The following is a 21,688-nucleotide window of genomic DNA, read 5'->3' on the forward strand; positions in this document are numbered from 1 at the left end:
GAATTTCTTGGCAGACTCGCGCCGCCCTAGTGTGGCAGCCAGCAGTCGCCCCATTCTTCATCCTGTGCCAGGCGCTGAACGCGGGGAGATAGCTCCCTCAGCGCACGCCGATAGACCTCTCGCTTAAAAGGCACCACTTGCCCTAGCGGATACCAATAGCTGACCCAGCGCCAACCATCAAATTCGGGCGTTGGGGTAGCCGTCATGCATATTTGGCTTTCCTGGCAACGAATTTTAAGTAAAAACCACTTCTGCTTCTGGCCTATACAGACCGGACGCGAATGTGTGCGAATCATACGTCGTGGCAGACGGTAGCGTAGCCAGCCCCGGGTGCAAGCAACAATGTCAACATCGTCGGCGGTTAAACCGATTTCCTCAAAAAGCTCACGAAAAAGCGCTTGTTGTGGTGTCTCGCTTGCATTGATGCCCCCCTGGGGAAATTGCCACGCATTCTGTCCTACCCGACGTGCCCAAAGCAGCTGCCCCTGGCTATTGGCAATGATAATGCCAACATTGGGGCGAAAGCCGTCAGCGTCGATCACGGACATCACCTTATAAATTTTCAGTTACCCCCATTTTTCCACAAGGGTGACAAGCGTATCAATACATTATAACGCCATGCGGTGAATGCTTATGCTGCGCGGGTGGGAAAGCCTGGGCGACTCTGCGATAATTCGCCCCTTTACAGACCAATACCAAGCACTTATAACCACTGATTAAAAAGGGTGAGCATCGTGAGTCTGGCCATTTTCGATTTGGATAATACGCTGCTATCCACCGACAGCGATCATGCGTGGGGTGAGTTTTTACTCGAACAAGGCGCCGTTGACCCCATTGCTTACCACGAAGCCAATGAACGCTTTATGGCCGACTACAATGCGGGCAAGCTGGATATGGCGGCCTTTTTGGAAGTGGCACTTAAACCGCTGGCCGATAATTTGCCCGAACAGCTTTCTGCTTGGCATCAGCAGTTTATGGCTAGCAAAATTGAGCCACATATTTTACCCAAAGCAGAGGAGCTGCTGGCGCGTCACCGCACCCAAGGCGACACGCTGTTGATCATTACCGCCACCAACCGCTTTATTACTGCGCCAATCGCCGAGCGACTGGGTGTGGATAACTTGATCGCCGTGAACCCTGAAGTAAAAGAGGGCCGCTACACAGGGCGTGTTTCCGGCATTCCCAGCTTTCGTGAAGGCAAAGTGACTCGCTTGAATCAGTGGCTTGAACAGCAGGATCTTTCGATGGACGGCGCTTGGTTTTACAGCGACTCGCACAATGACCTGCCTCTGCTTGAGAAAGTAGATCACCCTGTCGCGGTAGACCCCGACGACACCCTGCGCCAAGTGGCAGAAGAACGCCAATGGCGGATTATGAGTTTGCGGGACTAATATCAGCAGCCGGTAGTGACGAGTAGTCATTAACAAGCGTGGTCATTAGCAAGCGTTGCTCAGTAGCAAATACTAATAAAAAACCCCACAAGCATGGCCTGTGGGGTTCGCGTAACTTGCGCCCATATATAAGCGGCAGCTAACGGGTTTAGCCGAGCAGGTGCTCAACCGCTGCACGTTCTTCGCGCAGTTCTTTCTCGCTCGCTTTCATCTTCTCTTGGCTGAATTCGTTCAGCTCAAAGCCTTGAACGATTTCATACTTGCCACCCTGGCAACGCACTGGGTAGGAGTAGATGATACCTTCTTCGATGCCGTAGCTGCCGTCAGACGGAATCGCCATGCTGACGATACCTTTAGAACCCAGCGCCCAGTCGTGCATATGGTCGATGGCTGAAGAAGCGGCAGAGGCGGCAGAAGAGGCGCCACGTGCTTTGATGATCGCCGCGCCGCGCTGTTGCACGGTAGGGATAAAGTCGTTTTCGTACCAGTCGCGCTCAACCAAATCAGATGCCGCTTTACCGTCAACCTTGCACTGGGCAATGTCGGGGTATTGGGTGGCACTGTGGTTGCCCCAGATGATCATGTTTTCAACATCTGTCACGTGCTTGCCGGTTTTCTGTGCCAGCTGGGCCAGAGCGCGGTTGTGATCCAAACGCGTCATCGCGGTGAACTGACCGGCCTTGAGATCCGGCGCGTTGCAAGAAGCAATCAGCGCGTTAGTGTTGGCGGGGTTACCCACCACTAGTACTTTAACGTCACGGCTAGCGTGGTCGTTCAGTGCTTTACCCTGGACAGAGAAGATCGCTGCATTAGCTTCCAGCAGGTCTTTACGTTCCATGCCCGGGCCACGCGGACGTGCGCCAACCAGCAGAGCGAAGTCGGCGTCTTTAAACGCGACGTTCGGGTCATCGGTCGCGACGATGTCTTTCACCAGCGGAAAGGCACAGTCGTTAACTTCCATAACCACGCCGTTCAGAGCGTCCATTGCCTGAGGAATTTCCAGAAGCTGGAGAATGACAGGCTGATCCGGCCCCAGCATGTCGCCAGCGGCGATGCGGAAAATAAGAGAGTAGCTGATCTGGCCGGCACCGCCGGTAATCGCAATACGTACTGGATCTTTCATCATTGCTCCTTGATTGGTTCGCCTAGGGATGGTTCTCGCCTGAGGAGTGGTTCAACAGAACTCAAGACGCCAAGATGGTATGCCCAGCCGGGCAAAAACTCAATCAGACATGCGACTACGACCTATTTAACCAACGCACCGTTCCCCCTCGGCTTGCTACTCGCTGAAAACACCGAGTTGCGTTATGGTGTCATCGTCTTAACGCCCTACCTGCTTGTTGCTAAGCTTTTTTTGTTACGTTGTTTGTTAAGCTTTTTATTAAGGACATGGACGCCCCCATGCGAAGAATCCCCTTTTCTTATGCCCTGGCTAGCCTACTGGTGCTGGCGCTGGTGATATGGCTCGCGTTTGGTAATTTCCAGCGTTTCCAAACAACGCCGCCAGATGCCCCCGCGCGCAGCCAAACAGGCCCGCGCGTTGAAGTGATAGAACAGCAAAGCACACCGTTTATTCCGCAGCAGATCATCCAAGGCCAGCTAACCGCCGAACGTGAAACCACTCTGCGTGCCAACTTAGCGGGCTTTGTGGCGGAGAAGCCGGTGACTCAAGGCAGTCGTGTCCAGGCGGGTGACACCTTGCTAGTGCTGGATAACGATGCTCTACCCGAGCAGTTGCAGCAAGCTCGCGACGAACTGGCAGTGGCCGAAGCGGAATACAGCGGTGCGCGCAACCTGCGCCAGCGAGAGTTAATCTCACAGCCGGAACTGTTGCGCTTACAGAGTGCGCTCAGCGCCAGCGCCGCGTCGGTGGCACAGCTACAGAAACAACTCAATGATAGTCGCCCCACTGCGCCGTTTGATGGTGTACTGGATCGCGTGCAGGTAGAGGTGGGTGATCTATTGCAGCCCGGTGAAGAGTGGGCCCAGCTAGTGGATGACCGCCGTTTGAAGGGCGCAGCCTGGGTATCTCAACAGCAGGTAGGCGATTTGACCGAGGGTTTGCCGGTCACCGCACGGCTGCTGAATGGCGACCACCTAGAAGGCGAGCTGACCTTTATAAGTCACCGTGCCGAAGAAGCCACACGCAGCTTTTACATTGAGGCCACGTTGGATAACCCGGCCGGTAAGCGCCTAGCAGGCGCCAGTGCGGAGCTCACGATTATTCTGCCGCCTCGCCAAGTTCACACGCTCTCGCCTGCGCTACTTAGCCTAAACGGCGAAGGCCAACTGGCCGTTAAACATTTAGATGCTAACGACCAAGTGCAGCAAACCGCTGTGCAGTTGGTCAGCGCCGACATACAGCGTGCTTACGTTGCGGGCTTACCTGATCCGCTGCGCCTGATTACGCTTGGCGCTGGCATGGTGGACATCGGCGAAACAGTGACGCCGGTACCTGCTGAAGACCCCATTATTTCGCAACCGCAAGTCGGGCAGGATAGCGTTCATGCGCCAGTTGATTAATGCGGCGCTAGAGCACACCCGCACCACGCTACTGTTATTGGTGAGCCTGCTTTTGGCGGGTACCGTCGCTTGGCAGATGATTCCTAAAGAAGCCAACCCTGACGTTACGATCCCGATGATTTATGTCTCTCTGTCGCTGGAAGGCGTTAGCCCAGAAGACGGAGAACGGCTGCTCATTCGGCCCATGGAGCAAGAGCTTCGCGGCATTGAGGGGCTACGCAAGTTCACCGCTCAATCCAGCGAAGGGCATGGCTCCATCACTCTGGAGTTTGATCCTGGCTTTGACCCAGACACCGCGCTGACTGACGTTCGCGACCGGGTAGATATTGCCCGTAGCGAACTACCTTCAGAAGCCGATGAACCGCGGGTAATGGAGGTCAACGTTTCAGAATTCCCGGTGTTAACGATTGGGCTTTCCGGGCAGTTGGATACCCGCGAACGCATTACCGTTGCCAGGCGCTTGCAAGAGGAAATTGAAGGCATCGCCGATGTGCTAGAAGTCGATATTGCCGGCGACCGTGAAGACCTGCTGGAAATAGTCGTTGATCCGCTAGTGCTCGAAAGCTACGGCGTCGATTTTGATGCTCTGTTTAATCAGGTGTCGCGTAATAATCGCTTGGTCGCTGCAGGTAGTATTGATACCGGCGCCGGGCGCTTAGCGCTCAAAGTGCCGGGCATCATTGAGTCCCTTGAAGACGTCATGAATATGCCGGTCAAGGTCGAGAATGACCAGGTCGTCACTTTTGGCGACGTGGCATGGATTCAGCCTACCTATAAATCCCCCGAGGGCTTTGCCCGTATAGATGGCCAGCCAGCGGTGGTGCTAGAAGTTTCCAAGCGCGCCGGGGCGAACATCATCGCAACGATTAGCGCGGTGCGTGAGCGTTTGGCTCAAGCCGGTGATTTACTGCCCGAACAACTGAGCTTCACCACTATTTTGGATGAGTCGACCACCGTTGCCAATATGCTCTCCGAGCTATTAAACAACGTACTGACCGCCGTCGTGCTGGTGCTGATTGTGGTGGTCGCGGTGATGGGATGGCGCATGGCGCTGCTAGTCGGCCTGACGATACCAGGTGCCTTTTTAACCGGCATACTGCTGGTGTGGGCGTTTGGCTTTACGCTCAACATTGTGGTGCTGTTCGCGCTGATTTTGGTGGCCGGCATGCTGGTGGACGGCGCGATCGTGGTGAGCGAGCTTGCCGACCGCTACTTACGGGATGGCCAAACACCTCACCAAGCGTGGCTCAACGCCGCGTCACGCATGAGCTGGCCGGTGATCGCCTCTACCGCTACCACGCTCGCAGTATTTATCCCCTTACTGTTCTGGCCAGGCGTGGTGGGTCAATTTATGAAGTACCTGCCCGCTACGGTGATTTTGTGCCTACTGGCATCGCTGGCCATGGCGTTGATATTTTTACCTACGCTGGGCCGATTGTTTACCCGCTCCGCTGCGAATCAAACAGATGCTAGCCTTGAGCCCGCCGCCACCTCATTAGGCCGCGGCTACCGGCATGTGCTCGCCCGCTTACTCAAGCATCCGGCGTGGGTGCTGCTGGTCACCGTGTTGCTGATGGTGCTGCTGTATACCGGCTATGCACGCTTTAATCACGGCGTCGATTTTTTCCCTAACGTTGAGCCTGACAGTGCCCAGGTGCTTATCCGCGCCCGCGGTGATTTCTCCGCAGAAGAGACCGACGCCATTGTCCAGCGAGTGGAAGCCAGGCTCTCGGGCCTGAGCGAAGTGAGAGCACTCTATGCGCGCTCCTTTGCGCTACCCAACGAGCAGATAGGCAATGATGTAATTGGCATGCTCCAATTCCAGTTTATAGACTGGCATGAGCGCCGCCCTGCCCGGGCTATTTTAGCCGACATGGCCGATCGCGCCCGCGACATTCCTGGCATTACGCTTGAATTTCAGGAACAAGAATCGGGCCCCGGCGGCGGTAAGCCGATTGTGCTAGAAGTAAGTGCCACCAACCCCGATGTCGCCGACGCAGGGGTTGGCCAGCTCACCCAGCTAATGCGCGAGCTGGGTGGCTTTGTCGATATTCAGGACAATCGCAGCTTGCCGGGGGTCGAATGGCAGGTGAACGTGGACCGCGAGGCCGCCGCGCGCATGGGCACCGACATCACCACGATTGGTAGCGCGGTGCAACTGCTCACCACTGGCCTTCAGGTAGCGAGCTACCGGCCGCCGGAAGTCAGCGATGAGGTCGATATTCGCGTGCGCCTACCGCAACACTGGCGCTCGTTGGATCAGCTAGAGCGCCTGACCATCAACACTCAGCGTGGACAGGTGCCGATCTCGCATTTCGTGACGCTAGAGCCCGCGCCTAAAGTGGGCACGCTTAGCCGTATTGATGGCCGCCGCGCCATTACGGTTGACGCTGACCTAGCCCCGGGCTACCTCGCCGACGAACGCCTGCGCGCCCTGCTCGACGCCAGCCGCGACAGCCTACCCGATGGGCTAATGGTGAACGTTGCTGGCGAGCAGGAAGATCAGCAGGAGTCGATGCAGTTTCTGGTCAGCGCATTCTTAATCGCTATCGGCCTGATGGCGATTATTTTGGTGACCCAGTTCAACAGTTTCTATCAGGCGGGTCTGGTACTGTCAGCGATCGTTTTCTCAACCGCCGGTGTACTGATGGGCCTGCTCATAACCGGTCAGGCGTTTGGCATTGTGATGGTGGGCATGGGCGTCATTGCCCTGGCAGGCATCGTCGTCAACAACAATATTGTCTTGATTGACACCTATAACGAGCTGCGTGGCGAAGGCATGGCGCCGAGCGAGGCGGCCCTGGAAGCTGGCTGCTTGCGCTTACGCCCGGTACTGCTAACGGCGATCACCACGGTGCTGGGGCTGATGCCGATGGTACTGGGTATCAACGTCGACCTATTTACCCCTGCGCTCGGCTTTAATGCGCCTTCTGCTCAGTGGTGGACACAGATGTCCAGCGCGATTGCGGGTGGCCTCACCTTCGCCACCGCGCTCACGCTACTGCTCACCCCTTGTATGCTGGTGATTGGCGGCAAATTGCGTCGTGAATCACGAGTAGCCAGCAGCGAACGATAAGCAAGGGAGCAACAAAACGCCACGACGACAAAAGCGCCGCATGGCGGCGCCTATTAGATTGTCTGCGTTAGCTTATATAAGTGAAATTAAGCAGGTGCTTTGGCGTTCTGCGGGCTGTTAGCGGCATGCAAGCGCGCAATCAACTGGTCTTCGAGCGCGAAGCGCTCCGTCAGGCCTCGGGCCAAACGGTCAATCCAGGCGGGCAAACGGGCAATATTCTGCTCGCAGCTGAGCGTAGAGCCAAAGTCAGCATCAAACTCCAGCACCATTTCGGTCGACATCTCTAAGCGCTCCAGTAATTTAGCCGCGATGACTAACGCTGCCTCATCGCCAAACGCCTGCGCCTCTTCCGAAAGCTGAGGGTAAATTTCAAAATGACCGGCGCTGATGTAGTCCATCAACTGCTCACTGAAGGTATCGATAGGCGCTTTGCTCACCGCTTCTAGCTCAGCATCACACGCCTCTTTTAGCTCAATGAAGCTTATTAACAGCTGGCGACGCTGATCTAGCCAGCGGTCGATCAAGGTGTGCACGCCCCCCCAGCGCTCCAGGGCATTTTTGCAATCTTCGAGCATGGAGCTCTCTCCTTAACGGTGCATAACTCTTTATAATTACGCGTGACGCTCTGCATAATCCTATACGTAAGTATTTACTTAACGGCTCGTTTAACCGCGATTAGCATTGAATAGGCTTAGATTCACTTCTCTCTCCACCCCTGTCAATCCCAGCCAGTACGGTTTCCATAGCACTAAAGACTCAACCACCATAACACTTTCTTCTATGGCCGATGGCAAGCGCCCCCAAGCAGCAGGCCGTGGCGTGGTTTTAACTTTTTTATGCTCTCACCTTCCGGTGTCTTTTGCGAGCAAAGCACGTAGTAGCAGGTCTTTTGAAAATATATTTTAAACCTAAACATTTTATGCTTGAATTTTATTGCTTCTTTTTCTATCTTCAGAAAAGAGTGTGTTTCCCTGTGGAGAACAAAAATGAGAATCGCCTGCCTCGGTGGAGGGCCAGCCGGCCTTTATTTTGCCATCAGCATGAAACTGCAGGACCCTTCCCATGACATCGTAGTCATCGAGCGCAACCGTGCAGACGATACGTTCGGCTGGGGCGTGGTTTTATCAGACGAAACCTTAGATAACCTTGCAGCCAATGACCCAGTGAGTGCAGCGCGTATTCGCGAACATTTCGCTTATTGGGATGATGTGGCGGTCGTCCATAAAGGCGTTAAAACCGTTTCCACCGGCCACGGCTTTTGTGGCATTGGTCGGCGTCAGCTATTGATTCTATTACAGGCACGCGCTCGTGAACTGGGCGTTGAGATGTGCTTTGAAACCGATGCCACGCAAGCCAGCATCGACCGTTATCGGCACGAGTACGATTTGGTACTGGCCGCCGATGGCCTTAACTCTCGTACTCGCCAAACCTACGCGGAACATTTCAAACCGGACATCGATGTCCGGGCGTGCAAGTTTGTCTGGCTAGGAACGCACCAAACCTTTAACGATGCCTTCACCTTTATCTTCGAAAAGACCGAACATGGCTGGGTCTGGGCGCACGCCTATCAGTTTGATAACGACACAGCGACCTTTATCGTCGAATGCAGTGAAGCCACCTGGCAGGCGTTTGGCTTCGGCGAGCTGAGCCAGCAGGCATCTATTGACGTCTGCGAACGCATTTTTGCCAAGCACTTAGGTGGGCACCCGCTGATGACCAATGCCCACCATGTGCGCGGTTCGGCGTGGATCAACTTCCCGCGCGTGCTGTGTGAACAGTGGCGCTATGAAAACGTCGTGCTCATGGGCGATGCCGCCGCGACGGCGCATTTCTCGATTGGTTCGGGCTCCAAGCTCGCGCTAGAAAGCGCCATTGCCCTGGCTAACTGCCTGCACAGTGAGAGCAGCATCGCCACGGCGGTTGCCCGCTATGAAGAAGATCGTCGTTTCGAGGTACTGCGCTTACAGTCAGCCGCCCGCAACTCTACCGAATGGTTTGAAGAAGTAGAGCGCTATTTAGATCTCGACCCGGTGCAGTTCAACTATTCGCTATTGACGCGCTCCCAGCGCATTAGCCATGAAAATCTGCGCGTGCGCGACCCGCAATGGTTAGAAAGCGCTGAGCGCTGGTTTCAAACCCAAGCAGGCAACCCTGGCAGCGCTCGTGCGCCGATGTTCGCGCCTTACCAGCTGCGTGATATGACGCTGACCAATCGCGTCGTGGTCTCACCCATGGCGCAGTATAAGGCCATTGATGGCTGCCCTACCGATTGGCATTTTAGCCATTACGCTGAGCGCGCTAAAGGCGGCGCAGGCTTGGTGTATACCGAAATGACCTGTGTTAGCCCCACCGGCCGGATTACCCCAGGTTGCCCGGGGCTGTACGCCCCCGAACACGAGGCGGCGTGGCGCAGGCTGTGTGATTTTGTACACGCAGAAACCAAGGCCAAACTGTGCGCGCAGCTGGGCCACTCCGGGGCTAAAGGCTCCACTCAGCTGGGCTGGGAAGAGATGGATGCCCCGCTTGCCGACGGCAACTGGCCGCTGCTTTCAGCCTCTGCTGTGCCGTGGGCCGCGCGTAACCAAGTACCCAAAGCGATGGACCGCGACGATATGGACCGCGTGCGCGATGCGTTTGTCAGCGCCGCGCAGATGGCTGATCGTGCGGGCTTTGACATGATTGAGATTCATGCGGCACACGGCTATTTGCTCTCTTCATTTATTACCCCGCTGACCAACCACCGCGACGATGAGTACGGCGGTAGCCTTGATAACCGACTCCGCTACCCGCTGGAAGTAATTAACGCCGTGCGCAGCGTTTGGCCGGCCCATAAGCCGCTGTCGGTGCGTATTTCCGCCAACGACTGGTGCGGCGAAGAAGGCATTACTCCCGATGATGCCGTTGAGATTGCCAAGCGTCTGCGCGATGCCCAGGTCGATATCATCGATGTTTCAGCCGGGCAAACGTCGCCACAGGCTAAGCCGGTGTATGGGCGCATGTTCCAAACGCCGTTTTCTGACCGCATACGCAACGAGACACCGATTGCCACTATGGCCGTGGGCAATATTTACCAAGCCGACCACGTGAACTCGATTCTGATGGCCGGTCGCGCCGATCTAGTCTGTATCGCCCGCCCTCATCTTGCTGACCCTTACTGGCTTCTTCACGTAGCGGCAGGGCTAGGCGACAGCGACGTTGAGTGGCCCGCGCCCTACCGAGCAGGTGCCGATCAGCTACAGCGTTTGGCAGAACGTGGCGAGGGCTGGGTATGAGCCTGACCGGCAAGCGAGCGGTAATTACCGGCGGCGGTAGCGGTATCGGCGCCGACATGGCGCTGGCTTTTGCGAATGCAGGGGCTGAGGTGACGATTATCGGGCGTCGCGAAGCGGCTCTTAAAGCCGTCGCTGACCAGCATCGTGGTATTCATTTAGCAGTCGTTGATGTCACCGACGAAGCAGCCATGGTGGCTTTTTTTGCACAGCTTGGCAGGGTCGACATTGTGGTTGCAAACGCGGGTGCGGCAGAAAGCGCATCCTTCGCAAAAACATCGTTTGAACAGTGGCAGCGCATGCTCAACGTTAATCTTAGCGGCGTGTTTCTCACGCTACGCGAAGGCCTGAAGCAGTTGAACGACGGCGGCCGCCTGATTGCCGTCGCGTCAACTGCAGGCCTTAAAGGCTATGCCTATGTAGGCGCTTACTGCGCGGCAAAGCATGGCGTGGTCGGCCTGGTACGTGCCTTGGCTATCGAAACCGCCACGCGCAACATTACCGTAAATGCACTGTGCCCCGGCTTTACCGACACGCCGTTATTGGCTGCCAGCGTTGACACCATTGTGGCTAAAACAGGCCAGTCAGCCGAGCAGGCAACCTCGCACTTTGCATCGACTAACCCGACCGGGCGATTGGTCACACCGGCGGAAGTCAGTGCTACGGCCCTTTGGCTATGTGGCCCCAACAGCAGCGCGATAACCGGGCAGGCAATCTCTATTTCGGGCGGTGAAGTATGACGGACGAACGTTTAACCAAAGAGCGCCTGCGCTTGTGGCTGCGCATGCTGCGCGTTACCCGCCAGGTGGAGTCCGCGCTGCGTGAGCGCCTGCGCACGGAATATGACTCTACGCTGCCGCGCTTTGACGTCATGGCCGCTTTATCTGCCAATGCAGAAGGCCTGAAAATGAATGAGCTATCTCGCCGCCTGCGGGTTTCCAACGGCAACGTCACCGGCATTATTGATCGTTTGGTGGAAGATGGCTTCGTGCAGCGCATTGCGATTGAAGGCGACCGTCGTGCCACCCGCGTGTGCCTTACCGAGACAGGCCAGGAAAGCTTTAACGGCATGGCCGCTGCCCATGAGCGCTGGGTGAATGCACTGTTTGAAGAAGTCACCGAAGCGGATGCCCATCATATAGGCGAGCTGCTTCACCGCTTACCTACCGATACGAGAACAATAAAATGAAAAGCATGAAGGAATTAGTCCCCGAGCACTTTATCTGGGAAATGAAAGGTGACGTCGCGGTTATTCGGCTGAATCGCCCGGAACGTAAAAACCCGCTGACCTTCGAAAGCTACGCTGAGCTTCGCGATACCTTTCGCGACCTTGCCTACGCTTCGGATGTTCACGCGGTGGTGTTCACCGCTAACGGCGATAACTTCTGCTCGGGCGGCGATGTGCATGAAATTATCGGCCCTCTGGTAGGCCGCGACATGAAAGGGCTGCTCGAATTCACCCGTATGACCGGCGACTTGGTCAAAGCGATGCTGAATTGCGGCAAACCGATTATCGCCGCCGTCGACGGCATTTGCGTCGGTGCCGGGGCGATTATCGCCATGGCCTCGGATATCCGCTTTGCCACCCCCCGCGCCAGCACCGCATTTCTGTTTACTCGCGTGGGGCTGGCGGGTTGCGACATGGGCGCCTGCGCGATACTACCGCGCATTATCGGCCAAGGCCGAGCGGCGGATTTGCTCTACAGCGGGCGCAGCATGAGCGCCGAGGAAGGCCTGCAGTGGGGCTTTTATAACCGCGTAGTGGCCCCTGAGTCGCTCATTGACGACGCCCTTGCTTACGCCACCCGCCTGGCTCAAGGGCCTACCTTCGGCCACAGCATTACCAAAACACAGCTTAACCAGGAGTGGTCGATGAGCCTAGAGCAGGCCATTGAATCAGAAGCGCAGGCGCAGGCTATCTGCATGCAAACCAATGACTTTGAACGCGCCTACCACGCCTTTGTAGCCAAACAAAAACCTGAGTTCAAGGGGGACTGATGAGCGACAAGAGCTTCCTAGCATGGCCCTTCTTTGAGGCTAAGCACCGCGAGCTTTCTGAGCAGCTTGAAGCGTGGTGCCAAGCACAGCTGCCCCGCGACCATAGCGATGTGGATGCGACCTGCGTGCAGCTTGTGCACGACCTGGGCGCGGCGGGCTTCTTACAAGGTACCTCGGGCGAGCATATCGACGTGCGCAGCCTGTGCCTGATTCGCGAAACGCTGGCTCGCCACGATGGATTGGCCGACTTTGCCTTTGCCATGCAGGGGCTGGGCACCGGCGCAATCAATCAATACGGCAGCGATGAACAGAAAAAGTGGCTGGATAAAACCCGCCGCGGCGAAGCGCTTTCGGCGTTTGCTCTCAGCGAGCCTCGCTCTGGCTCAGACGTGGCCCAGCTGGACACCACGGCTGAGCGCGACGGCGACAGCTACCGTATCAATGGCGAAAAAACCTGGATTTCCAACGGCGGCATTGCTGATATTTACACGGTATTCGCTCGCACCGGTGAAGGCCCAGGCGCCAAAGGGCTTTCCGCCTTTCTAGTGCCCGCCGATACCCCAGGGCTGGAAATTCGTGAGCGCCTGGAGTCTGTAGCGCCTCATCCGTTAGCGCGGCTGGGCTTTAACGATATGCTGCTGCCGGCCAGCGCGCTGATCGGCCAAGCCGGGCAAGGTTTTCGCATTGCCATGTCGGTACTGGATGTCTTCCGCTCAACGGTAGGTGCCGCGGCCCTCGGTTTCGCACGCAGGGCGCTCGATGAGTCGTTGTCTCGCAGCCGCTCTCGCGAGCTATTCGGCGCCACGCTTTCTGATCTGCAGATGGTGCAGGGCCACTTAGCCGATATGGCACTGAACGTCGATGCCGCCGCCCTATTGGTGTATCGCGCCGCCTGGACCAAAGACCAAGGCGCTGAACGTGTTACCCGTGAAGCGGCGATGGCCAAGCTTTTTGCCACCGATCAAGCACAGCTCGTGATTGATCAGGCCGTTCAGCTGCATGGCGGTGACGGCGTACGTAAAGGCCATATCATCGAAAGCCTCTACCGGGAAATCCGCGCGCTGCGTATTTATGAAGGCGCGTCCGACGTACAAAAAATAGTGATCGCCCGCAGCATGCTCGCCGAGGAATAAGCAGACAAATAAACAGCCAGAAGCCACACCGCTTGAGTAAGTTTTATCCAAAACAATAAAACATTACGCCAGACACCGTATCCCTGCCCACGGCGCACTTAAGACGTATTTAAGACGTATTTAAGACAGAGCCAGGACGTGGGCAGGAATAAACAACGACACCGAATACGGAGGTTGGTCATGTACATCCAGTCAGCCCATGCTGATACTTTTGCGCGGGATAACCTGCCACCCATTGATTGCCAACCCGCGTTTTTGCTCGCAGGCTGCGATTATCCTCAACGGCTCAATGCCGGCGTGGAACTCTGCGACCGGCTGCTATCCCAAGGCTTTGGTGAACACATTGCCTTAGCGGGCAACGGCCGTCGCCGCACCTATCGCGAGCTCACCGAATGGACCAACCGGCTGGCGCACGTATTGGTAGAAGACTTAGGCATCATGCCCGGCCAGCGAGTGCTGATTCGCTCAGCGAATAACCCGGCCATGGTCGCCTGCTGGCTAGCCGCCACCAAGGCCGGTGCCGTAGTGGTTAACACTATGCCCATGCTGCGCACGAAAGAGCTGAGCCAGGTGATTGATAAGGCAGATATTAGCCTGGCCTTATGCGATACACGCCTGCTCGACGAACTGCTGGAATGCCAGCAACAGTGCCCGGTTCTGAAACGCATCGTGGGCTTTGATGGCACCGCCAATCATGATGCGGAACTTGACCGTTTAGCACTAGGCAAACCCGCCACGTTTGACGCGGTAGATACCGCAGCCGACGACGTCGCGCTGCTAGGCTTTACTTCCGGCACCACCGGCCCACCAAAAGCCACCATGCATTTTCATCGCGACCTGCTGGCGGTTGCTGACGGTTACGCCAAAGAAGTCCTGCAGGTCACGCCAGAGGATGTCTTCGTCGGCTCTCCTCCGCTGGCCTTCACTTTCGGCCTGGGTGGGCTGGCAATATTCCCACTCCGCTTTGGCGCTACGGCCGTGTTACTTGAACACGCCTCGCCGCCTAATATGATGGATATTATCCGCGAGTATCGGGCCACGGTGGTATTTACAGCGCCAACGGCTTACCGGGCAATGCTCTCGGCACCCACTACTCAAGCGGACCTAAGCAGCCTGCGGGTGGCTATTTCGGCGGGCGAAACGCTGCCTGCACCGATTTATCATGACTGGATAAAGCAAACGGGCACACCGATTCTTGACGGTATCGGGGCGACGGAAATGCTGCATATCTTCATCTCTAATCGGCTGGACGACCACCGCCCTAACTGCACGGGCAAACCGGTAACTGGCTACGAGGCACGCATCGTGGATGATGCAATGCACGATGTACCCCGCGGCACGGTCGGCAAACTGGCGGTACGCGGCCCGACCGGCTGCCGCTATTTAGCCGACCAGCGCCAGCGCAGGTATGTCACTGATGGTTGGAATATCACCGGCGATGCGTTTTATCAGGATGAAGATGGCTACTTCCATTTCGCCGCTCGCAACGACGACATGATCATCTCGGCAGGCTATAACATTGCCGGCCCAGAGGTCGAAGCGGCATTGCTCGCCCATCCCGCGGTGAAAGAATGTGCGGTGATCGGGGCGCCTAACCAGGCCCGCGGCCAAATTGTCGAAGCTTTTGTGGTTTTAAACGATGGATTTCAGCAAGATGAAGCTTGTCAGCAAATGCTACAAGACTTCGTAAAGCAGACCATTGCACCGTATAAGTATCCTCGTTCCATACGTTTCATTGAAGCTCTGCCAAAAACAACAACGGGAAAGGTTCAGCGTTTTCGCTTGAGCCAAGAGCACTACCCCAGCGCTGACTCTCCTGGCACTAACACAAGCAACAAAACGATTTAATAATGAGGGAATTGCTATGAAACAGATAACTCGCTTGGGCCTTGGCTTACTGCTCTCTTCAAGCTTGGCGACAGCGCACGCTGATGACGTCAAAATTGGCATGATCACGACCCTGTCAGGGGGCGGCTCGCACTTAGGTGTAGATGTTCGCGATGGCTTTATGCTGGCGCTTGAACAGTCGGGCCGTGACGATGTTGAGGTCTTAATTCAAGACGATGCTAATCGCCCGGACCTCGCGCGCAGCTTAGCCAATGAGTTTATGCAGCGTGATGAAGTCGACATTCTGACCGGCATCATCTGGTCTAATTTGGCAATGGCCGTGGTGCCTGCCGTCGTGCGCCAGGGCACCTTCTATCTTTCTCCCAACGCAGGGCCTTCCGATTTAGCGGGCCGCATGTGCCACGAGAACTACTTCAACGTCGCGTATCAGAATGACAACCTGCACGGCGCCATGGGCGCTTACATGCGCGAACAAGGCTATGAGCGGCCAATCATCATGGCGCCTAACTACCCGGCAGGCACCGATGCCTTAGCGGGCTTTAAACACCTTTATGAAGGCGAGGTTGTTGACGAGCTTTACACCCAGATGGGCCAAACCGACTACGCCGCTGAAATTGCCCAAATTCGTGCCAGCGATGCCGATAGCCTGTTCTTCTTCTTACCCGGCGGAATGGGCATTTCGTTCATGAAGCAATGGGAAGGATCTGGGGTCGACATGCCGATCTTTGGCGCGGCGTTCTCGTTTGATGAAATCCTAATCAAAGCGGTAGGCAGTGCGGCGATTGGTGCACGCAACACGTCACTGTGGGCTTACGACTTAGAGAATGACGCCAATGAGCGCTTTGTCGAAGGCTTCCGAGAAGCCTATGACCGCACGCCAACGCTCTATGCCGCTCAAGGGTATGACACGGCTAATTTAATCCTTAGCGCGCTTGAGGTCGCTCATCCTGATGATAAAGACGCCTTCCGCGAAGCGCTGCGCGCAGCAGACTTTGACAGCGTGCGCGGAGATTTCCGCTTTGGCCCTAACCAACACCCGATCCAAGACATTTACGTTCGCGAAGTCGTAGAAGGTGACGATGGCCAGCCCACCAATCGCTTGCTGGGTATCGCCATTGAAGATATTCAAGACGTCTACTTTGAAGAGTGCCAGATGTAATATCGCCGCGGCTGGGTGCTATCACCCAGCCTTTACTCTCTTCCTTCGCAAAGGTTAACTAACGTGTCCGTGACACTGCTAATCGAGCAAATACTCAACGGCGTACAGCTTGGCACGATGCTGTTTCTGATGGCCAGCGGCCTCACTCTGGTATTCGGGGTGATGGGGCTGATCAATCTCGCCCACGGTTCTTTTTACATGGTGGGCGCCTACGCCACTGCGGCGGTGACGGCGTCAACGGGCTCTTTTCTGATGGGGCTGGCAGCGGGCATGACGGCAGCAGCCTTGGTCGGTGCGCTGGTTGAACTGTTGGTCATACGCAGGCTTTATCATCGCCCTCACCTCGACCAGGTATTGGCAACGTTTGCGCTTATTTTGATTTTTTCGGAAGGGACACGTTGGATTTTTGGCTCGTCGCCCATGCGACTAAGCCCGCCATCTTGGCTAACCGGATTCGTCACCCTGCCGGGCGACACCCGCTACCCGCTTTATCGGCTAATGCTGATTGGCGTCGGCATTGTTATTTCAATCGCGCTTTACTTCCTGATCTCTAAAACACGCTTAGGCATGCGCATTCGAGCCGGTGAAAGCGACCGCGAAATGATTGGCGCACTCGGCGTGAATATTTCAAAGCTGTATACCGTCGTGTTTGCCTTAGGCGCCGCGCTAGCGGGGTTAGCCGGCGCCCTGGTGGGCGCGCTGCAGTCGGTGCAGGTGGGCATGGGTGAGCCGGTGCTTATTCTGGCCTTTGTGGTCATCGTGATTGGCGGTATTGGCTCGATAAAAGGCGCGCTACTCGGTGCGCTGCTAGTCGGGCTTGTGGATACGCTTGGGCGCGTCTATTTGCCGATTTTCTTCCGTGCGTTCATGCCTCCTTCTGAGGCCAGCGGGGTTGGCGCGGCGCTGGCGGCAATGCTGATTTATATCCTCATGGCCGTGATACTCGCCTTTAAGCCAAAAGGACTGTTTGCCGCCCATGACTAATAACATTCCTACCTCTGACGTATCGTCTACCTCTAACAGCGATCGCGCTTTTATTCCGAAGCACTCCTCAGGCGGCTCAGGCGCTGCGCCAGCTAATCAGGCAGACAGCCACTTTGGCCGCAAAGGGCTGGTGCAAATTGCGTTGCTTGGGCTGCTGTTGTTATTGCCCGTGGCGGCGTATTTTTTTGGCCACCTCTACTACGTTAATTTAGCCTCGCGCATCACCATTATTGCCATGGCGGCGGTCGGACTTAATCTGGCCATTGGCTATGGTGGCATGGTCAGCTTTGGCCATGCGGCGTATTTCGGCCTGGGGGGCTACGTGGCAGGCATCAGCGCTTATCATGCGTTTGATTTCACGCCGTTTATGACCTGGCCTATGAGCATTCCGGGCAGCGACAGCTTACTAGTAGTGTGGCTAGCCGCTGCCCTGCTATGCGCACTGCTGGCACTGGCGATCGGCGCTATATCGCTGCGTACGACCGGGGTGTACTTCATTATGATCACCCTCGCCTTTGCTCAGATGATTTATTACTTTGCTAACTCCTGGCCCACCTACGGTGGTGAAGACGGCCTGCCCATCTACATACGCAATAGCCTGCCACTGGTCGATACCACCAATGCGTTGACCTATTTTCTGATCTGCTTTGGTGGCCTGGTCATGGCAATGGCGATTACCTCCCGGCTGATGAAGTCGCGCTTTGGCGCGGCGCTCACCATGGCGCGCTTAAACGACGTGCGCCTAGCTACTGCAGGCGTCAGCCCCTACCCGATTCGCCTGATGGCGTTTGTAATTTCTGCCGCCATTACCGGGCTGGCGGGCGCACTCTATGCAGATCTTAATGGTTTTGTTAGCCCGTCAGTGCTGAGCTGGCATTTCTCGGGAGAGCTGATGGTAATTGTGATTTTAGGCGGCGTAGGGCGTCTTTACGGCCCCCTAGCCGGGGCGATTTTGTTTGTAATGATGGAAACCTTCCTGGGCGGTATCACGCAGTACTGGCAGCTCTTTCTAGGGCTCGTGCTACTGGGCGTCGTGCTATTTGCCAAGCACGGGATCATGGGCTGGCTGGCAGGGAGAGAACGCAATGAGTGATAGCGTCCTTTCACTGCAAAATCTGCATAAACGCTTTGGCGCTCTGCAGGCGACGAACGATGTCTCGCTGGAGCTTAAGCGTGGGGAAATTCATGCGCTGATTGGCCCTAACGGCGCGGGAAAATCAACGCTGATTGGGCAAATTGCCGGCAATATACGCCCGGATGAAGGACACGTTTATTTAGCCGATACCGAGATTACCGGCATGAGCATTGCCCAGCGCGCTCGTCTAGGGCTAGGACGTAGCTTTCAGGTGTCTTCACTGGCTGAGCCGCTATCGGTAATGCGTAACGTGATGATGGGCGTTCAAGCGCTACAAAGTCACAGCTTTCGTTTCTGGCGCCCGGTTGCCAGCGACCAGCGCCTGCTTGAACCCGCTTATGAGGCGCTGGAGCGCATGCAGTTAAGCCACCGTGCCTGGACGCCGGTATTTGAGCTTTCTCACGGCGAGCGCCGCCAAGTAGAAGTGGCCTGCGCTCTGGCACTGAAGCCGCGCGCCCTGCTGTTGGACGAACCCATGGCAGGTTTAGGCCCAGAGGGCTCTGCCAAGCTCACTGAGCTGCTTGAAGCGCTGAAACTTGAAGTCCCGATTCTGCTGATTGAACACGATATGGAAGCAGTGTTTCGCCTTGCTGATCGCATTTCAGTGCTGGTCTCCGGAAGCGTCATTGCCCATGGCGACAGCGAGGCGATTAAACAGGACCCACGCGTCCGTGAAGCGTACCTGGGAGATTCAGATGCTTAAGATTGCAGATATTGAAACCTTTTATGGCCCTTCCCAGGCGCTGTTTGGCGTTAATCTCGAAGTCAATGCGGGTGAGATGGTCGCATTGATGGGGCGCAATGGAATGGGAAAAACCACCACCATTCGCTCTATATTCGGCCTCACGCCAGCCAGCCGCGGCACGATAGAGTTTGAATCTCAGAATCTACGCCGCCTGCCCGCCTATCGAATCGCCAAAGCGGGTTTGGGCTTAGTGCCAGAGGGGCGCCGCTGCTTTCCCAATCTTTCCGTACGCGAAAACCTGCTGGTCACCGCCCGCCCGGGCGAGTGGACATTAGAGCGGGTGGAAACATTATTTCCGCGCTTGGAAGAGCGCCGGACACAAATGGCCAAAACGCTTTCTGGCGGTGAGCAGCAAATGCTGGCGATTGGGCGCGCGCTGATGACTAACCCGCGCCTGCTGGTGTTGGATGAAGCCACAGAAGGCCTGGCTCCGGTAATTCGTCAGGAAATATGGCGGGCGATTCGTCTGCTCAAAGAACAAGGCCAGGCAACGCTGCTCGTGGATAAATCATTAAGTGAGATTCTACCCATCGCTGACCGCTGCACCATTCTTGAAAAAGGCAGCACTGTCTGGGATGGCAAGCCGGCGGCATTGGACAGCGCGGTGCGCGACCGCTATCTGGGCGTGTAGTTGAGATTCCAGACACGTCGTTGAGAATCTGGACATGTCATTGAGAATAACAACAGGGGAAAGCGCCATGACGTTTACAAGCCAGCGAAAAGTCCGCTTTCAGCACTGTGATCCGGCGGGAATCGTTTTTTATCCTCGCTATTTTGAGCTGATCAACTCGGTCGTCGAAGATTGGTTTGAGGAAGTTGTGCAGCACGATTTTAATCAACTGCATATTGAAAGCGGCACCGGAGTGCCCACCGCCGCTATCGACACACAGTTTCACGCGCCTAGCCGGCTCGGCGAACTGCTTAACTTTGAATTAACCGTTCAGGCCGTTGGACGCAGTAGTCTGGACCTTAAAATCGTTGCTTACTGCGGCGAACAAAAACGCCTAACAAGTTATTCTACTCTAGTATTTATGGATTTAACGAGCGGTAAGTCTATGCCATGGACCGACGCGATACGCCAGCACATTACCGTTGATAACCTATAAGGATAGCCCTAATGAGTGACGCCACCTTTCATCAGCTTCTTCATCCTTCTCACTGGAAGGCAGCCGTAGGCTATGCCAATGGCGTGCTTGCCTCCGGCCAGACTGTTTTTGTCGGCGGGCAGATTGGCTGGAATGCCGAGCATGTCTTTGAAAGCGACGACTTTGCTGTGCAGGTTAACCAAGCGCTGCAAAACATTGTGGCCGTACTACAAGAGGCGGGAGCAGGCCCAGAGCACCTGGTACGTTTAACCTGGTACGTGACGGACAAGAAGGAGTATTTAGCCCGCCTTAAAGACGTAGGCGCCGCCTATCGCGAAGTGCTCGGCAAGCATTTTCCAGCGATGACGATGGTGCAGGTGGCGGGGCTTGTCGAAGACCAGGCTAAAGTAGAGATCGAAGCGACGGCGGTAATACCTTCCGCCTAATTTTCGCCTCACAGCCATAAACAGCGCCCCTAGCGGGGCGCTAGCTTAAGCCGTGAAACGCTTTAATCCATCCCACAAAGCACCCATCGTTAAGATAGTGTTCTAGTATCGAGAAGTGATCCACGTTGGGGATTAGCTGCTGGGTAACGTGCTGCCCGTGCTGGCTCACATGCTCGCTATAGGCGCTCATTTGGTCTTGAAATCCATCCAGCTCCAGCTCACCTGCCACGAGATGCATAGGCGCAGGCACCCGACACGCTAGCCCTAACGGGCTGAGTTCGTGTACATCACGACCCGTCAGCTGAAGCTTAGGCTGCAGCCACGACCACGGAAATGGCCGTAGATCGTATAAGCCGCTCACGCACAGCGCGCCACGAATCAGTTCGTTCGGCAAGCCAAACGTGCCCTGCCAGTCGGTCGACATCAGCATGGCACACAGGTGCCCGCCCGCTGAGTGCCCTGAAATACTCAGCTCACCCGCATCAATGCCCAGCTCGGCGGCATGACGAGACACGTAAGCCACCGCCGCCTGAGTCTGCCGCACCAGCTCGCTAAAGCGCACCTGAGGGCACAGCGCATAGTTAACCACCGCCACCGTGATACCGGATTTAACGAGGTCATCGACGATAAAGCTAAATTCACGATGACTAAGTGAGCGCCAGTAGCCGCCGTGAAAGAACACATGCACGGGCGCTTTAGGCCCATCGGCATGGAAGATATCCATACGTTCAGCAAGCGAAGGGCCATAAGCAAGATCCAAGGTGACGCGATGGTTTTCCCGCGATGCCTCGCTGCGCTGCCGCCAATCATTTACCAACACCATCGGGTCACGACCCAGCATCGGGTCGTAGGCACGATCGATCTCTTCTTGGCAGGCAAAGTGTTTGTAAAGCACG

General features: G+C 56.1%; 20 protein-coding genes. 16 read left to right on the plus strand and 4 right to left on the minus strand.

All coding sequences use genetic code 11. The features are described from left to right. Positions 1–26: 26 nt before the first annotated feature. Positions 27–542: an RNA pyrophosphohydrolase gene (gene rppH, locus ACT3RP_RS00650; protein WP_096281226.1), complete on the minus strand. Its 516-nt coding sequence runs from the start codon at positions 540–542 to the stop codon at positions 27–29. Between the two features lie 192 nt (positions 543–734). Here rppH and ACT3RP_RS00655 point away from each other — a divergent pair, with 192 nt between their 5' ends. After that, positions 735–1,391, plus strand: a complete 657-nt coding sequence (locus ACT3RP_RS00655) for a histidinol-phosphatase (RefSeq protein ID WP_483393045.1) — start codon at positions 735–737, stop codon at positions 1,389–1,391. 148 nt (positions 1,392–1,539) lie between these two features. Here ACT3RP_RS00655 and ACT3RP_RS00660 read toward each other — a convergent pair whose 3' ends face one another. Beyond that, entirely contained in the window at positions 1,540–2,514 is a 975-nt protein-coding gene (locus tag ACT3RP_RS00660; RefSeq protein WP_483393046.1) for a malate dehydrogenase, read from the minus strand. Between the two features lie 278 nt (positions 2,515–2,792). Between ACT3RP_RS00660 and ACT3RP_RS00665 the strand changes: the two genes are divergently transcribed. Together ACT3RP_RS00665 and ACT3RP_RS00670 are read left to right on the plus strand one after the other, a co-directional pair. Beyond that, a complete protein-coding gene (locus tag ACT3RP_RS00665; protein ID WP_192536137.1) occupies positions 2,793–3,914 on the plus strand; it encodes an efflux RND transporter periplasmic adaptor subunit in 1,122 nt (373 codons plus the stop codon). After that, entirely contained in the window at positions 3,898–6,990 is a 3,093-nt protein-coding gene (locus ACT3RP_RS00670; protein WP_192536138.1) for an efflux RND transporter permease subunit, read from the plus strand. The genes ACT3RP_RS00665 and ACT3RP_RS00670 overlap by 17 nt, the downstream gene beginning before the upstream one ends. Positions 6,991–7,076: 86 nt before the next feature. On the opposite strand, the gene rsd is transcribed toward ACT3RP_RS00670, so the two are convergent. Next, on the minus strand, positions 7,077–7,565 hold the full coding sequence (gene rsd / locus ACT3RP_RS00675) for a sigma D regulator (RefSeq protein WP_193062299.1): 489 nt from the start codon (positions 7,563–7,565) through the stop codon (positions 7,077–7,079). Between the two features lie 411 nt (positions 7,566–7,976). Between rsd and ACT3RP_RS00680 the strand changes: the two genes are divergently transcribed. From ACT3RP_RS00680 to ACT3RP_RS00740, 13 genes are all read left to right on the plus strand, one after another. Further along, positions 7,977–10,262, plus strand: a complete 2,286-nt coding sequence (locus ACT3RP_RS00680) for a bifunctional salicylyl-CoA 5-hydroxylase/oxidoreductase (RefSeq protein ID WP_483393047.1) — start codon at positions 7,977–7,979, stop codon at positions 10,260–10,262. Beyond that, positions 10,259–10,999, plus strand: a complete 741-nt coding sequence (locus ACT3RP_RS00685; protein ID WP_483393048.1) for an SDR family NAD(P)-dependent oxidoreductase — start codon at positions 10,259–10,261, stop codon at positions 10,997–10,999. Before ACT3RP_RS00680 ends, ACT3RP_RS00685 begins: the two co-directional genes overlap by 4 nt. Then, a complete protein-coding gene (locus ACT3RP_RS00690; RefSeq protein WP_193062295.1) occupies positions 10,996–11,448 on the plus strand; it encodes a MarR family winged helix-turn-helix transcriptional regulator in 453 nt (150 codons plus the stop codon). Before ACT3RP_RS00685 ends, ACT3RP_RS00690 begins: the two co-directional genes overlap by 4 nt. Beyond that, complete coding sequence (locus ACT3RP_RS00695) at positions 11,445–12,257, plus strand: enoyl-CoA hydratase family protein (protein WP_192536143.1); 813 nt, start codon at positions 11,445–11,447, stop codon at positions 12,255–12,257. The genes ACT3RP_RS00690 and ACT3RP_RS00695 overlap by 4 nt, the downstream gene beginning before the upstream one ends. Next, on the plus strand, positions 12,257–13,390 hold the full coding sequence (locus ACT3RP_RS00700) for an acyl-CoA dehydrogenase family protein (protein WP_444671657.1): 1,134 nt from the start codon (positions 12,257–12,259) through the stop codon (positions 13,388–13,390). The genes ACT3RP_RS00695 and ACT3RP_RS00700 overlap by 1 nt, the downstream gene beginning before the upstream one ends. Before the next feature lie 180 nt (positions 13,391–13,570). Beyond that, the gene (locus ACT3RP_RS00705) at positions 13,571–15,238 is read left to right on the plus strand and encodes an AMP-binding protein (protein ID WP_483393049.1); all 1,668 of its coding nucleotides are present in this window, start codon (positions 13,571–13,573) and stop codon (positions 15,236–15,238) included. Between the two features lie 16 nt (positions 15,239–15,254). Then, positions 15,255–16,397, plus strand: a complete 1,143-nt coding sequence (locus tag ACT3RP_RS00710) for an ABC transporter substrate-binding protein (protein WP_096281252.1) — start codon at positions 15,255–15,257, stop codon at positions 16,395–16,397. A gap of 63 nt (positions 16,398–16,460) precedes the next feature. Next, the gene (locus ACT3RP_RS00715; RefSeq protein ID WP_096281254.1) at positions 16,461–17,381 is read left to right on the plus strand and encodes a branched-chain amino acid ABC transporter permease; all 921 of its coding nucleotides are present in this window, start codon (positions 16,461–16,463) and stop codon (positions 17,379–17,381) included. After that, positions 17,374–18,474, plus strand: coding sequence for a branched-chain amino acid ABC transporter permease (locus ACT3RP_RS00720; protein ID WP_483393050.1), 1,101 nt, complete (start codon positions 17,374–17,376; stop codon positions 18,472–18,474). The genes ACT3RP_RS00715 and ACT3RP_RS00720 overlap by 8 nt, the downstream gene beginning before the upstream one ends. Further along, positions 18,467–19,219 (plus strand): ABC transporter ATP-binding protein, encoded by a 753-nt coding sequence (locus tag ACT3RP_RS00725; RefSeq protein WP_192536146.1) that lies wholly within the window; start codon positions 18,467–18,469, stop codon positions 19,217–19,219. The genes ACT3RP_RS00720 and ACT3RP_RS00725 overlap by 8 nt, the downstream gene beginning before the upstream one ends. After that, a complete protein-coding gene (locus ACT3RP_RS00730; RefSeq protein ID WP_192536147.1) occupies positions 19,212–19,892 on the plus strand; it encodes an ABC transporter ATP-binding protein in 681 nt (226 codons plus the stop codon). The genes ACT3RP_RS00725 and ACT3RP_RS00730 overlap by 8 nt, the downstream gene beginning before the upstream one ends. A 67-nt stretch (positions 19,893–19,959) precedes the next feature. After that, on the plus strand, positions 19,960–20,367 hold the full coding sequence (locus tag ACT3RP_RS00735; protein ID WP_483393051.1) for an acyl-CoA thioesterase: 408 nt from the start codon (positions 19,960–19,962) through the stop codon (positions 20,365–20,367). A gap of 11 nt (positions 20,368–20,378) precedes the next feature. Further along, positions 20,379–20,792 (plus strand): RidA family protein, encoded by a 414-nt coding sequence (locus ACT3RP_RS00740; protein ID WP_193062281.1) that lies wholly within the window; start codon positions 20,379–20,381, stop codon positions 20,790–20,792. Positions 20,793–20,832: 40 nt separating this feature from the next. Here ACT3RP_RS00740 and ACT3RP_RS00745 read toward each other — a convergent pair whose 3' ends face one another. Next, positions 20,833–21,687 (minus strand): alpha/beta hydrolase, encoded by an 855-nt coding sequence (locus ACT3RP_RS00745; RefSeq protein WP_483393052.1) that lies wholly within the window; start codon positions 21,685–21,687, stop codon positions 20,833–20,835. Between the last annotated feature and the right edge of the window lies 1 nt (position 21,688).

Origin of the sequence: Halomonas sp. AOP5-B2-8, from assembly GCF_052376475.1 — a bacterium.
Taxonomy (GTDB): Bacteria; Pseudomonadota; Gammaproteobacteria; order Pseudomonadales; family Halomonadaceae; genus Vreelandella; species Vreelandella casei.

Coding starts and splice junctions, on each gene's coding strand:
- ACT3RP_RS00735 (WP_483393051.1), top strand. CDS start 19,960: ATGACGTTTACAAGCCAGCGAAAAGTCCGCTTTCAGCACTGTGATCCG.
- rsd (WP_193062299.1), bottom strand. CDS start 7,565: ATGCTCGAAGATTGCAAAAATGCCCTGGAGCGCTGGGGGGGCGTGCAC.
- ACT3RP_RS00665 (WP_192536137.1), top strand. CDS start 2,793: ATGCGAAGAATCCCCTTTTCTTATGCCCTGGCTAGCCTACTGGTGCTG.
- ACT3RP_RS00710 (WP_096281252.1), top strand. CDS start 15,255: ATGAAACAGATAACTCGCTTGGGCCTTGGCTTACTGCTCTCTTCAAGC.
- ACT3RP_RS00725 (WP_192536146.1), top strand. CDS start 18,467: ATGAGTGATAGCGTCCTTTCACTGCAAAATCTGCATAAACGCTTTGGC.
- ACT3RP_RS00700 (WP_444671657.1), top strand. CDS start 12,257: ATGAGCGACAAGAGCTTCCTAGCATGGCCCTTCTTTGAGGCTAAGCAC.
- ACT3RP_RS00670 (WP_192536138.1), top strand. CDS start 3,898: ATGCGCCAGTTGATTAATGCGGCGCTAGAGCACACCCGCACCACGCTA.
- ACT3RP_RS00705 (WP_483393049.1), top strand. CDS start 13,571: ATGTACATCCAGTCAGCCCATGCTGATACTTTTGCGCGGGATAACCTG.
- ACT3RP_RS00720 (WP_483393050.1), top strand. CDS start 17,374: ATGACTAATAACATTCCTACCTCTGACGTATCGTCTACCTCTAACAGC.
- ACT3RP_RS00740 (WP_193062281.1), top strand. CDS start 20,379: ATGAGTGACGCCACCTTTCATCAGCTTCTTCATCCTTCTCACTGGAAG.
- ACT3RP_RS00685 (WP_483393048.1), top strand. CDS start 10,259: ATGAGCCTGACCGGCAAGCGAGCGGTAATTACCGGCGGCGGTAGCGGT.
- ACT3RP_RS00680 (WP_483393047.1), top strand. CDS start 7,977: ATGAGAATCGCCTGCCTCGGTGGAGGGCCAGCCGGCCTTTATTTTGCC.
- ACT3RP_RS00695 (WP_192536143.1), top strand. CDS start 11,445: ATGAAAAGCATGAAGGAATTAGTCCCCGAGCACTTTATCTGGGAAATG.
- ACT3RP_RS00690 (WP_193062295.1), top strand. CDS start 10,996: ATGACGGACGAACGTTTAACCAAAGAGCGCCTGCGCTTGTGGCTGCGC.
- ACT3RP_RS00660 (WP_483393046.1), bottom strand. CDS start 2,514: ATGAAAGATCCAGTACGTATTGCGATTACCGGCGGTGCCGGCCAGATC.
- ACT3RP_RS00730 (WP_192536147.1), top strand. CDS start 19,212: ATGCTTAAGATTGCAGATATTGAAACCTTTTATGGCCCTTCCCAGGCG.